Consider the following 11,947-nt stretch of genomic DNA (forward strand, 5'->3'; position numbering starts at 1 on the left):
GTGCCGCCGGGGGGATGGTGCGCCGCCCCTCGCGCGTCGTGGTCCAGGCGCACCCTGGGTGGACCTCGCGCCCGTCGGCGCCGGCGTTGCCGGCGCGCTGCGTGTCAGTCGTCGGTCGCGGCCTCCGGCTGGGTGCGTGCGTCCGCGGTGAGCGCGACGCTGCCGGAGACAGTCCCGTGCCCGACGCTCGCCTCGGGCTCGAGGCGAAGCGCCTGGCGGACGAGGGAGACGAGGAGCGCGTCGTCGATGCCCGGCGTGTTGCGGGCGAGCCCGACGAGCCCGTAGACGAGGACGTAGAACGTCTCGCGGACGTGGTCGATGCGGATGCGGTGCCGTGCGGCGTAGGCGCGGACCGTCGTCTCCTCGAGGCAGTCGACGATCGCGCGGACCGCGCGATCGAGGAACGCGTTGTACATGCCGGTGGCCTCGACGCGTTCGAGGTCGGGGCGAATGGGGTCCATCGCGCGCAGGTGGGTGCGGAAGAGTGCGATCGCGGTGACGAGGGAGCCCTCGATGTCGCCGGGCGTGCGGGCGGCGTCCCAGGCACGGACGGACGTGACGAAGTGGTCGACGTAGCCATCGAGCACAGCGTCGACGAGGGCGTCCTTGCTGGGGAAGTAGTGGTAGACGAGCGTGCGCGCGACGCCGACGCGGCGGGCGACGTCGGTGAGCGTCGTGCGGGTGAGGCCCTGCTCGGCGAAGAGCTCGCGGGCCGCGGCGACGAGCTCGTCGGAGCGGACGTCGGGCGCGGTGCGGGGGCTGCGCGGGGTCTTCTCGGTGCTCACGAGCCCGACGCTAGCTTCGCTATTGACGCACCGTCAATAACATCGTTGCAGGTGGGGACCTTAGTCCCACCGGCCAGCGCGCGCTTCGCCCCCTCTCGACGGATTGACGGGTTCCGCCGATCGGACGGGTGAACCCCGCCAATCCGTCGGGACGGCGCGGACCGCGCGGACGTCGGACGGCGCGGGCACGTCCGTCCCCTGGAGGAACGGGTGAGGACCTCAAGACCTCGTGCCGGACGCAGCGTTGTGATGCGATAGGGGCATGGTCCGACGTCCCTCCCTCCGTGCGGCGCTCACGACGGGCGCCATCCTCTCGACCCTCGCCGTGCTCCCCGTCCTGCGGACGTGGGCGATGCAGTGGGGCTCGACCGAGGCAGAGCTCGACGCGACGCTCCCCGGCGACGAGCTCACCCCGGCCGCCGACCACGTCGTCACGCGCGCGGTGACGATCGACGCGCCCGCCGACGCCGTGTGGCCGTGGCTCGTCCAGCTCGGCAAGGGCCGCGGCGGCTTCTACTCCTACGACGTCCTCGAGAACCTCGTCGGCCTCGGCATACGCTCGACAGACCGCATCGAGACACACCTCCAGGACCTCGCCGTCGGGGACCCCGTGCACCTCGCCGAGGACCTCGCGCTGCGCGTCACGACGCTCGAGCCGGGGCGCGCGCTCGTGCTGGCCGGACTTCCCGAGGGCCACGACCCGGGTGCCCAGATGCCGTTCCGGTTCACGTGGGCGTTCGTGCTCGAGGAGCAGCCGGGCGGGACGAGCAGGCTCGTCGTCCGCGAGCGCTACGAGTACGTGCGTCGCAGCGCGGCGCTCGTCGTCGAGCCGGTGACGTTCGCGAGCTGGCTCATGACGCAGCAGATGCTCCGGGGCATCCGCGCCCGCGCGGAACGCCCGCTCCCGACCCCCGCGAGATAGCGCTCCCCCGACCAGATAGCGCGAGACGCACGCTATCTCGTCCCTGGAGCGCTATCTCGCGAGGGGGACGGGGGGTTAGGGGGTGGGGTGGTGGGCGTCGTACGCGTAGAACTTCGGCCAGCGGCGGACCAGGAGCCACAGGACCACGACGCAGCTGAGGCCGCCGACGACCGCCGCCATGCCCTCGCCCCACCACGACGCCTGAGCGCCCAGCCACAGATCACCGGCCCTCGGACCGCCAGCGACGACGACGATGAAGATCCCCTGCAGCCTCCCCCGCATCTCGTCCGGCGCCGCCGTCTGAAGGATCGACGTCCGGAAGATCGCCGAGACGCTGTCCGCCGCCCCGCAGAACGCGAGCAGCACGAGCGCCCCCGCGAGCGCGGGCCACAGCACGTGGTCCGGCGTCGTCCGTCCCGCTCCGAGCAGCACCGCACCGAAGCCCGCCACCCCCAGACCCCACGCCGTGATCGCCCACACGATGATCGCGCCCTGCCGACGCCTCCGGACGAGCCCGCCCGAGAGCAGACCCGCGACGATCCCGCCGACCGCGATCGCCGCGGTGAGATACCCCGTCGTCGTCTCCCCGCCGCCGAGGACCACGACGCCGACCGCCGGGAACAGCACGCGCGGCATCGCCAGCACCATCGCCGACATGTCGACGAGGAACGTCATCCGCACGTTCGGCTGCGTCGCCAGGTAGCGCAGCCCCTCGACGACGGACGAGAGGCCGACGCGACGCCGCGCAGCGGCGGGCTCGACGGGCGTCGGGGCGAGGGGCGCCGGGGCATCGCCGTCGTACGCGACCGTCCCCGGACGCAACGACGGCAGCCGCAGCAGCGCCCACAGCGCTGCGAGGAAGAGAACAGCGTCGATCGTGTACGCAACCTCGTACCCCCACCGCGCGACGAGCACCGCACCCGCGACCGGGCCGAGCATGAGCGACGTATTGAACAGGAGCGTCTGCAACGCGTTCGCCGCTGGCAGTCGCGCGGGCCGCACAAGCATCGGGATGATCGCCGACCGCGCCGGGTTGTTGATGCCGAAGCCCGCCGACTGCAGCGCGACGAGCGCGTACAGCACCCAGACCTCGTCGACGTGCAGCCACGCCTGGAGCGCGAGCAGCGCCGTGACGAACCACAGACCCGCCGACGTCGCGAGCGCGACCGTCCGCCGGTCATGCACGTCGACGAGCGCGCCCCCGTACAGACCCGTGACGACGAGCGGCACGAGCGCCGCGATACCGAGCCCGCCGACCGCGAGCGTCGAGCCCGTGAGCGCGTACACCTCGAGGCCAACGGCGACGACCGTGAGCTGCGTGCCGAGGCTCGAGAGCCCCAGACCCCACCACATGCGGGCGAACGCGGGCGACTCGCGCAACGGCGAGGTGTCGATGAGGAGGCGTGCCACCGCAGAAGACTACGCGCGCCCGCCGTGCCCGGCAGAGGCTTCCCGAGGATCACCGCCGATGGGACCATGTTCCCGTGTCGATGCCACCGCCCCCGCCCCCGCCGCCAGGCACTCCGGCCGGTCCTCAGGTTCCCGTCCCTCCCGGTCCGGAGTCTCTGCCGCCCAGCCCGCCTGCAACCGCTGCGGGGACCGCGACGCCTATGGCCGCATGGCAGGTCGCCGTGGCGGCCGTCGCGGGTCTGGCACTCGTCGGCAGTGCCGCCTGGGCCGGGATCTCAGCGTTCGGCGACCGCGGGGACAACACGCCGTCGGGCGCACCCACGACGTCTGCCGCTCCGGTCTCCCCGACGACCGATTCCAGCGGGACGCCGGACCCGAGCGCGACGCCGGGTCCCGAGCCCGAACCGGGACCACAGACCGTGGGCGTCGACCGCACCGCGACCCCGACCACCTGGCGGCTCGGGGCCCGCGACCTCGCCGGCAAGGACGTCGACGGGGCGGTCTTCAGCGCGTTGGCGCCCGTCGATCCCCGCGTCCCGCTGCCGAGCCGGACGGTCCTCACTGCGTCGACGGGCGAGGTCACCTACCTCGCGGGCGTCGAGATCGCGACCGGCAACGTCGCGTGGCGGCGAGAGCCCGACCGCCCGGTCCACAGTTGCTTCCTCATCGACGCCGACCGCGCTGGCTGCAGCAGCTGGGGCGCGGACGGCACCGCCACCATCTCGCTCCTGTCGCTCGCGGACGGCACCGTGCTCGGCGAGTCACCGGTCGACGCGTACGCCGTCCTCGGGCTCGCGGCTCACCCCGACGGCGTGCTCGTCGCGGGTCAGAAGGAGTGCGAGGCGCTCCTCGCCGTCGTGCCCGACGCAGGCGGGCCCGCCCTGCGCAGCGAGCTGACGCGCATCGCAGGTGAGGACGGCTGCGGATCGGACATGATCGGCGGCATCGAAGTCAACGACCGCCTCATCCACGTCGGCACCTACCCGGGCGGCGTCATTGCCGACCGGAACACTCTCGAGACCCTCGACGTCGCGTTCAGCCACAACGCTCCTCTGCAGCTCGAGGGCGCCGACGGGTGGACGCACGACAACGGTACCTCGGTCATCCTCACGACCGGGGCGGTCGACGAGGTGGAGCTCTCGGGGGCCCGCCTCTCGCACCACCTCTGCACGACCGCGCCGAGCTTCGTCGCCGTCGGCACGCAACGCGTGCCGCTCGACGGCTCGCCGCGGACTACCCTGCCGCCGGCCGCGATCGAGCACGACGGGATCACCGTGGCAGCATGCGACTGGGGCTTCGTCGTCGACTCCCAGTCGAGCGAGATGACGACGCCGTCGCGCGTCATCGACGCCGCGGGCACCGAGCTGTGGAGCGCCGACCTCCACGGTGCGCAGACGCTCGTCGCCGGTCCCGACGCGCTCGTCATGTGGAGCTGGTCGAAGCTCATCGGCGTCTCGACGAAGGACGGCACGGAGCTCTGGTCCGTGGACGTGCCGGACTCTTCCGACCCCGACGGCTCGATGGACGCGCCGCGCTTCCTGCCGATCGGCCAGGCGGTCCTCATGCAGGGCGGGTCAACGATCGAGGCACTCGTCTTCCCGGCGGTTCCGTGACCGGGCGGGCACGCAGGTCGGCGCCGACCGACCGCGTGCGTCTCGTGGACGACCTGCGCACGCTCGGCCTGCGCCCGGGCGACGACGTGCTCGTGCACTCCTCGCTGCGCGGGCTCGGTCACGTCGACGGCGGCGCCAGCACGGTCGTCGACGCGCTGCTCGACGCGGTCGGGCCGGACGGCACCGTCCTCTTCCCGACGATCACGGCAACCGCCGAGCACGGCCCCGCGCACCCGCCGCGGGTCGCGCTCGCGGAGACGCCCGGCTGGACGGGCGCGATCCCCGAGGCGGCGCGCGTGCGGCCGGACGCGGTGCGGTCGGTGCACCCCACGCACTCGGTCGTCGCGCTCGGTACGCGGGCGCGCGAGCTCACGGACGGGCACGCGTCGTCGGTGACGCCGTGCGACGCGTCGAGCCCGTACGGGCGGCTCGCCGACCGCGGCGGGCGCGTCCTCCTGCTCGGTGGCGTCACGCACGCGTCGTCGACGTCGCTCCACGGCGTCGAGGAACGCGCACGGGTGCCGCACCACCTCCAGGAGGCGCCGACGGACGGGATCGTCGTCCTACCCGACGGCACGGAGGTCGTCGTCCGCGGGTACCTCCACCTGTGGGGCTGGGACCGCGACTTCGAGCGGGTCGCGGGGCCGCTGCGCGCCGCGGGCGTGCAGCACGACGGACGCGTCGGCGACGGGACGGCAGTGCTCGTCGAGGCGCGCGGCTACGTCGACGTGCTCGTGCCGCTGCTGCACGCGGACCCGACGTACCTGCTTGCGGAGCACGAGCGGGCGCGGGCGTGACCGCCCTCCCTCACGGGCGCTCACCGCAGTGACCTCACGTCGACTCGTCCATCTCAGAGGTGCGGATCGGCACCCGAGCGGGCTGGGTCAGGCGGGGTGGCCACCGCCGTCACCTCGAGGAGGAGCGCCTGCTCCGGCCTCATGAGCACCATCGGCAGGCCGACCTCGGTGAGGACGCGACCCGGGAGCTCGACGCCCGCGTCGAGCCGCTCGGGCGCGAGCCACGGTGGCGGCGCGTCCTGCATGGCGCCCGGCAGGACGTCCTCGCGCGGGACGACCCCGGGAACCTCACCGACCGGCAGGACCCGCACCCGGTAGGTGCGGGTCGGGTCGAGCCCGACGAGACGCACGGGCCCGGGCAGCGCCCGACCCCCCTGCGCGAGCTGGACGACGGCGTAGAGCGCCTCTGAGCCGTCGGCCGCGACGACACCGTGAACGACGGGCTCGCCGTCGAGGATCTCGCCCCGCACTGCGACGCCACCGTGCAGCAGCGAGCGTCGCGCCTTGTGCTCCGCAACCCACGCGGCAACCATCGCACGCTCGCTCGCATCCGCCGTCGTCAGGGCCCACTCGATGCCGGCGCTGCCGAAGAACGCGGTGACGAGCCGGAACGCAAGCGACGAGACACGACCCGTGATGTGGGCGCGGCCGGCTCCGAGGTGCCCGCCGAGAATCTCGGGCGGCACGAGCACGCCCGTCCATCGCTGGATGGCCTGTCGCTCGAGCGGGTCGTTCGTGGTCGGCGTCGTCGGGTTCGACGACTCATCCTGGGCCCAACGCTGCTACCCGCCGCTGTCGACCGTCCACCAGCCCGCCGCCGGCCTCGGCGAACGCGCCGCCGAGCTCGTCGTCCGGCAGCTCGCGGGCGAGGACGTGCCGCCCGGCGGCACGATCCTCGAGTCACCCGTCGTGTGGCGGGAGTCGGCGTAGGGGTGGGTCCGCGCTTGAGTTATCCACAGATCTGGTGATCGCTGCGCAAGCGTCCGCTTCGACACCTAGGTTCTGCAGGGCCCGTCGCCGAACCTGAGGACCGCTCATGTCCACGCCCTGCACGCCTGCCCGACTCCACCCCGCCCGCACCGGCGCTGTCCTCCTCGCGGTCGCGCTCCTCGGCGGCGCCTGCGCGCCTGCCAGCGGCAGCGCGCCGCGCGTCGCCCCTTCCGCACCGTCCGCGACGACCATGCAGGCGATCGCCTCCGAGATCATCCCCCTCGACATCTCCGACTGCGTCGACCTCGACCACGACGGCGACGAGCTCGACGTCTGGTGCTCGGAACCCGTCGCCACCGGACGCACACCCTTCGCGTGCCCCGACGGCACCCCCGGCACGACGCCCACGAAGATCCACACCCGGCCCGCCGGCCAGCGCGCCTGGAGCGAGTGGCGCCTGCACACGGGACCGTGCGGGGAGGCCATCTCTCCGGCACCGAACGACTGACCGGCACGTTCGTCCACAGGGTGAACGGCCCAGATGCGAACGTCCGATTTCCCACCTACGTTCGTCACGCACCGACGATGACGACGCAAGGATGACGATGCGACCGCCCCGCCCCACCGCAGACGCGGCACCTCGACACTGCTCCAGTGCCGTGCAGGCTCGCGCACTCACGCAACGCGCTGTCGCGATGCTCGTCGCCAGCGCCACGCTGATCCTCGGATCGTGCACCGACGTCACACCGACGCGAGACTCGGACACTCATCCCGCGCTCCCAACGACCGTGCCGTCAGCCCTGCCGAGCACGACGGACGCCGCACACACACCCACCCCAGCACCCCCGAACCCCGAAGCCGCATCCCTCGCGGTCGTGAAGGACTACTTCGTCAGGTACTCGAGAGGCCTCGCAGCTCACGACGGAACGCTGCTGCGCGAGATCTCTACGTCCGCGTGCACGTCATGCGAGTCAGCTGCTGACGCGATCGAGAGTCTTCGCAGCGAGGGGGCTCGCACCGAGGGTGGCCAGGTCACAGTCCGTGACGCCAGCCTCCGCGGCACATCAGGAACAGACCGTTTCGTATGGCGAGTGGAGTACATACAAGACGCCTCCTCCGTCATCGGTGCAGACGGCGCCACCGTCAGGGAAGCAGCGAGCACCACGGGGACGATGTTCGTCGAGGCGCTCCGCGTCGATGGTGCATGGTTCGTCAACGGCATCAGCGACAAGGTCGTCGAGAAGTGAGTCGTGCGATCTGGTGCTGGTGCACGGCGCTCATCGTCACCGTCTCTGCCATTCTCACGTCTTCCTCAGGCGTCGCCTTCGCCGATGGCGCGGATGGCAAAGATCCGCTGTCCGTCGGAACGACGCTGACGAACGACGACGTCGGTGTCGAAGCGACAAAGACCGATGCCCCCTCCACCCCAGCCGAGCCCACGTCGGCGCCCACACGGACGGCCACGCCCACCACCGACCCGAAGGTCGAGATCGTCCCGCTCGACGCCTCCGACTGCGTCGACCTCGACGACACGAGCCGCGCCCTCGACACGTGGTGCTCCGAACCCGTCGTCCGTGGCGAGGTCGAGATGACGTGCCCCGACGGGAGCGCGCTCCGTGCACCGACGAAGGCGCGGATCTGGACCGAGCCCGACGGCTGGAGCACGTGGCGCCTCCACACTCCGCCCTGCGTATCGAGCGATCCGGGCACCGACGACATCGCGAACGAGCTCGCCCGCGAGATCGTCACGTTGAAGATCCCCGCCAAGCACGCCCGCATCGCACCCATCACCGACTGGTTCGCCGTCCAGACGCCCATGACCTACTACACCGACGCGGGCACAGAACAGCTCAATGTCACGGTCCTCGGGACCGCCGTCGAGCTCGAGCTCACCCCGACGTCCTACGCCTGGGACCCCGGCGACGGCTGCAAGCCCGTCCACGCCACCAAGCCAGGCAAGCGCTACCCGGACCAGACGACCACGCACACCTACACGAAGGTCGGTACCTACCGCGTCACCCTCACGACCACGTGGCACGGCCGCTTCCGCATCGCCGGCACCACGACGTGGCACGACGTCGAGGGCACCGGCACGACCACGCACACGACGGCGCCGTTCGAGACCCGCGAGATCCGCTCGGTCCTCACCAGCTGACCCCCGTCGATAGCCGATCCACACACATGAAGCGTGCGGATCGGCTATCGAGCGGCCGGGTCAGCGGAGCGGCTGGTCAGCAGAGCGGCCCAGTCAGCGGAGCGACTTGGTCAGCGGAGCGGACCCGTCAGCCGAGCGTCGTCCCGAACGCCAGGCCCAGAAGGTACGTCACCGCAGCCGCGCCGTAGCCGATGGCGATCTGGCGGAGCGCGCGCGTCCAGGGCGACGCCCCGGAGAGCACCCCGACGGTCGCCCCGGTGCCGAGCAGGACGATGCCGACGAGCACCGCAGCGACAATCATCGCCGCACCGCCGCTCAGGCCGAAGAAGTACGGCAGGAGCGGCACGACCGCACCGCTCGCGAAGAGGCAGAAGCTCGAGATCGCCGCACCCCACGCGCTGCCGAGCAGCTCGGCGTCGGGCCCGACGGTCTCGACGTCGTCGACCGTCGGGTCGTCGAGCGCTGCGTCGACGGTGGCGCTGTCGGCTGCCCGTGAGACATCGGCGATGCTCGCGGCCGCGCCGGGTGTGACGAGGCCCGAGCCCTCCGCAGCCGCCTCGCCGCCGCGCGCGACGAGCTCCGCCGCGTCGGCGCGCGCGACGAGCGCGAGCGTGCGCCGCGCCTTGACGTCGGCCGACGCGGGATCGAGGCCCCGCGCCCGGTAGACGAGCGCGAGCTCGTTCGCGTCGACGTCGAGGTGCACGAGCGCCTCGCGCGCGTGCGGCGACGGCTGCGACGCCTTGGCGAGCTCGACCTGCGAGCGCACGGACACGAACTCGCCGGCGCCCATCGACATGGCGCCCGCGAGCAGTCCCGCGACGCCGGTCGCGAGGACCGTGCCCGTGCCGACGCCGGTCGCGCCGATGCCGAGGATGAGCGCGAGGTTCGAGACGAGGCCGTCGTTGAGGCCGAAGACGGCGGCACGGAAGTTGCCGGACATCTCGATGCGCCCGCGGGTCGCGAGCGAGCGGACGACCTCCTCGTGGATGCGTTCGTCGGCGGCCATCTGCGGGGTCGCGTCACGGTCGAGCTCGTACGCGGAGCGGGACTCGGCGTGCTGCGCGAGCGCGAGCGTGAACACCGACCCGAACCGGCGCGCGCCGAACCCCAGCAGACGCGAGTAGGTGGAACGGCGCACGGACGCGGACCGCTCGGGGCCGAGGAGGGTGCGCCAGTGCTCGGCGTGCCGGCCCTCGGCGTCGGCGAGGTCGAGGAGGATGTCGCGCTCGGCGCCCGAGCGCGCTGCCGCGAGGTCGCGGTAGATCGCGGCCTCGGCGAGCTCGTCGGCGAGGTGGTGGCGCCAGCGGCGCACGTCACGCGCCGAAGGTTCGGCGGGCGCAGGGGAATCGGCGGACACCGAGGGTTCCGCGGGCGCGGACGTGGGGTCGGGGAGAGCGTCGGGCATACCTCCATCGTCGCAAGGGCGCCGCTCCCGGCGTCCGTACGCAGAGATGCGGGGGCCCGCACTTCGGGACGCGGCCCTGCGGCGACCGGGCGCGTCCCCGAGGTGCGAGGATGCTCGCACCCGGGTCGCTGATGCCCCGTCACGGAGGAGAAGCACGTGCCTGACGTCGAGCGCGAGATCACCACGCCCGTCCGTCTCGTCGGCCCGGACGGCCGGCTCGAGCCGGCGGCGCACGGCTGGAGCCGCACGCCGCTGCACGACACGACGCTGCCGCGCGGCCCACGCTTCTGGGGGCGCAACAAGCGCTGGGAGTACTGGGGTCTGGTGACGCCGACGCACGTCGTCGGCCTCACGGTCTCGAACCTCGACTATGCGGCGGTCCACCAGCTGTACGTCCTCGACCGGCGCACCGGCGGCGAGGTCGACGCGTCGGCCATCCACGCCCTGGGGCGCGGGACGACGCTGCCGGAGTCGCTCGCGCAGGGGCCCTCGCGGGCTGCGGGCCGAGGCTTCGCGCTCGCGATCGACGACGGTCCGTCGGCGCCCGACGACGACGTCACCGTGTCCGGTCTCGCCGTGCCGCCGGGTGCTCCGCGGCCGGGCCGTTCGACGCGGCTGCGGGCGCGGACCGCACGGGTCGAGCTCGACGTCGTCGCGGTGCGCGAGCCGGGCTGGGAGACGATGTGCGTCGTCGTGCCGTTCGGACCAGGCCGCTACCAGTACACGGTCAAGGACGTCGCGATCCCGTTGCGTGGCTCGCTCACGGTCGACGGCGAGCGGCTCGACGTGGGTGACGGCGCGTGGGCGGTGCTCGACCACGGGCGCGGGCGGTGGCCGTACTCGCGGACGTGGAACTGGGCGGCGGGTTCGGGTGTCGTCGACGGCGTGCGGACGGGGTTGCAGCTCGGCGGTCGGTGGACGGTGGGCACGGGGTCGACGGAGAACGCGCTCGTGCTCGACGGGGTGGTCCACAAGATCTCCGAGGAGGTCGCGTGGCGGTACGACACGGAGGACTGGCTGCGGCCGTGGCGGGTGCGCGGCGAGCGGGTCGACGTGACGTTCACGCCGTTCCACGCGCGCCGCGCGGTGACGAACCTCGGGGTGCTCGCGGGGGACACGACGCAGTGCTTCGGCCGGTGGGCGGGGTGGATGGCGACGGACGCGGGGGAGCGGGTGCGGGTCGACGGACTTGTCGGGTGGGCGGAGCAAGCGATGAACCGCTGGTGAGGGCGTCGATCTCGGACGCTTGAGCGCATACGTCCCACGATGCGAGCGAGGACGTTGGTCCCCGTGACGTTTCTGTCCGAAAGGAGGAAGATCGCTACGTGCGCGTCCTGCGCACCTCTGCCGCGCCCGGACGGCGCGGCACCGCCATGACGACGGCAGGGGGCCGCACGTGAGCGAGGTACTCGTCCGTCCACCATCGGGGGCGCAGAGAGCGAGACCCGTCCTCTGGATCGCGGTCGCGGTCCTCGGCCTCGAGGTCGGCGCCGGCCTCGTCGCCGTCTCCGTGCTCTCGTACCGCGCGGTGACGATCGCCGGGTTCAGCCAGAGCCCCGGAAGCGACGCGCTCAGCCGGACTGCGGTCATCGTCGTCCTGCTCGCGCTCGTCAGCGCGGCCGGCGCGATGGCGGCGGCGATCCTCCGCCACCGCATCCGTGGCGGGCCGCCCTCGCGCCTGCTCGTCGGTGCGGCCGCGGCGGTTCTCGTCGCGCACGTGCTCGTTGCGCTCGGGTGCCTCGTCCGCGCGGAGTGGGCGACGGCAACGGCGGTCGCCGTCGCAGGGGTGACCCTCGGCGGCGCGTGGGCGCACTGCCTGCGCCACCGTCGCTGACAGAACCACCTGCCCACAGGCTGCGCACGGCGACGCTCGTCCACGGATCTCGGCGTCACGGTCGCGCGGGCGGCGGCGACGCGCTTGGCTCACGTC

13 protein-coding genes are annotated in these 11,947 nt (G+C 72.8%); 9 read left to right on the forward strand and 4 right to left on the reverse strand.

Annotated elements, in window-relative coordinates:
- Window positions 1-104: 104 nt before the first annotated feature.
- Window positions 105-785, reverse strand: coding sequence for a TetR/AcrR family transcriptional regulator (locus tag IGS67_RS07130; protein ID WP_192279186.1), 681 nt, complete (start codon window positions 783-785; stop codon window positions 105-107).
- Window positions 786-1,047: 262 nt separating this feature from the next.
- Between IGS67_RS07130 and IGS67_RS07135 the strand changes: the two genes are divergently transcribed.
- Window positions 1,048-1,707, forward strand: coding sequence for an SRPBCC family protein (locus tag IGS67_RS07135; RefSeq protein ID WP_192279188.1), 660 nt, complete (start codon window positions 1,048-1,050; stop codon window positions 1,705-1,707).
- 75 nt (window positions 1,708-1,782) lie between these two features.
- Here IGS67_RS07135 and IGS67_RS07140 read toward each other — a convergent pair whose 3' ends face one another.
- Complete coding sequence (locus tag IGS67_RS07140) at window positions 1,783-3,117, reverse strand: MFS transporter (RefSeq protein WP_192279190.1); 1,335 nt, start codon at window positions 3,115-3,117, stop codon at window positions 1,783-1,785.
- A gap of 200 nt (window positions 3,118-3,317) precedes the next feature.
- Here IGS67_RS07140 and IGS67_RS07145 point away from each other — a divergent pair, with 200 nt between their 5' ends.
- Together IGS67_RS07145 and IGS67_RS07150 are read left to right on the forward strand one after the other, a co-directional pair.
- Window positions 3,318-4,730 (forward strand): hypothetical protein, encoded by a 1,413-nt coding sequence (locus tag IGS67_RS07145; protein WP_192279192.1) that lies wholly within the window; start codon window positions 3,318-3,320, stop codon window positions 4,728-4,730.
- Window positions 4,731-4,774: 44 nt separating this feature from the next.
- On the forward strand, window positions 4,775-5,527 hold the full coding sequence (locus IGS67_RS07150; protein WP_192279194.1) for an AAC(3) family N-acetyltransferase: 753 nt from the start codon (window positions 4,775-4,777) through the stop codon (window positions 5,525-5,527).
- 53 nt (window positions 5,528-5,580) lie between these two features.
- Here the strand turns inward: IGS67_RS07150 and IGS67_RS07155 are convergent, their stop codons facing one another.
- Window positions 5,581-6,219 (reverse strand): alpha-galactosidase, encoded by a 639-nt coding sequence (locus IGS67_RS07155; protein WP_328741926.1) that lies wholly within the window; start codon window positions 6,217-6,219, stop codon window positions 5,581-5,583.
- Window positions 6,220-6,235: 16 nt separating this feature from the next.
- On the opposite strand from IGS67_RS07155, the gene IGS67_RS13880 reads away from it, so the two are divergent.
- From IGS67_RS13880 to IGS67_RS14350, 4 genes are all read left to right on the forward strand, one after another.
- Window positions 6,236-6,457, forward strand: coding sequence for a substrate-binding domain-containing protein (locus IGS67_RS13880; RefSeq protein ID WP_235977974.1), 222 nt, complete (start codon window positions 6,236-6,238; stop codon window positions 6,455-6,457).
- A 106-nt stretch (window positions 6,458-6,563) separates the two neighbouring features.
- The gene (locus IGS67_RS07165) at window positions 6,564-6,965 is read left to right on the forward strand and encodes a hypothetical protein (protein WP_192279200.1); all 402 of its coding nucleotides are present in this window, start codon (window positions 6,564-6,566) and stop codon (window positions 6,963-6,965) included.
- Window positions 6,966-7,152: 187 nt separating this feature from the next.
- Window positions 7,153-7,704: a hypothetical protein gene (locus IGS67_RS07170; protein ID WP_192279202.1), complete on the forward strand. Its 552-nt coding sequence runs from the start codon at window positions 7,153-7,155 to the stop codon at window positions 7,702-7,704.
- Window positions 7,701-8,612 (forward strand): PKD domain-containing protein, encoded by a 912-nt coding sequence (locus IGS67_RS14350; RefSeq protein ID WP_192279204.1) that lies wholly within the window; start codon window positions 7,701-7,703, stop codon window positions 8,610-8,612. The genes IGS67_RS07170 and IGS67_RS14350 overlap by 4 nt, the downstream gene beginning before the upstream one ends.
- Window positions 8,613-8,739: 127 nt before the next feature.
- Here IGS67_RS14350 and IGS67_RS07180 read toward each other — a convergent pair whose 3' ends face one another.
- Window positions 8,740-10,017, reverse strand: coding sequence for a VIT1/CCC1 transporter family protein (locus IGS67_RS07180; protein ID WP_192279206.1), 1,278 nt, complete (start codon window positions 10,015-10,017; stop codon window positions 8,740-8,742).
- A 156-nt stretch (window positions 10,018-10,173) separates the two neighbouring features.
- On the opposite strand from IGS67_RS07180, the gene IGS67_RS07185 reads away from it, so the two are divergent.
- Complete coding sequence (locus tag IGS67_RS07185) at window positions 10,174-11,244, forward strand: DUF2804 domain-containing protein (protein WP_192279208.1); 1,071 nt, start codon at window positions 10,174-10,176, stop codon at window positions 11,242-11,244.
- A gap of 169 nt (window positions 11,245-11,413) precedes the next feature.
- Window positions 11,414-11,851, forward strand: coding sequence for a hypothetical protein (locus tag IGS67_RS07190; protein ID WP_192279210.1), 438 nt, complete (start codon window positions 11,414-11,416; stop codon window positions 11,849-11,851).
- Window positions 11,852-11,947 lie beyond the last annotated feature (96 nt).

It is taken from the genome of Flavimobilis rhizosphaerae, from assembly GCF_014852685.1.
Classification (GTDB): domain Bacteria; phylum Actinomycetota; class Actinomycetes; order Actinomycetales; family Cellulomonadaceae; genus Flavimobilis; species Flavimobilis rhizosphaerae.

What these genes read in the sequence shown, in the direction of transcription:
- IGS67_RS07165 (WP_192279200.1), top strand. Translation starts at nt 6,564, where the DNA reads ATGTCCACGCCCTGCACGCCTGCCCGACTCCACCCCGCCCGCACCGGC.
- IGS67_RS07145 (WP_192279192.1), top strand. Translation starts at nt 3,318, where the DNA reads ATGGCCGCATGGCAGGTCGCCGTGGCGGCCGTCGCGGGTCTGGCACTC.
- IGS67_RS13880 (WP_235977974.1), top strand. Translation starts at nt 6,236, where the DNA reads ATGGCCTGTCGCTCGAGCGGGTCGTTCGTGGTCGGCGTCGTCGGGTTC.
- IGS67_RS07170 (WP_192279202.1), top strand. Translation starts at nt 7,153, where the DNA reads ATGCTCGTCGCCAGCGCCACGCTGATCCTCGGATCGTGCACCGACGTC.
- IGS67_RS07135 (WP_192279188.1), top strand. Translation starts at nt 1,048, where the DNA reads ATGGTCCGACGTCCCTCCCTCCGTGCGGCGCTCACGACGGGCGCCATC.
- IGS67_RS07180 (WP_192279206.1), bottom strand. Translation starts at nt 10,017, where the DNA reads ATGCCCGACGCTCTCCCCGACCCCACGTCCGCGCCCGCGGAACCCTCG.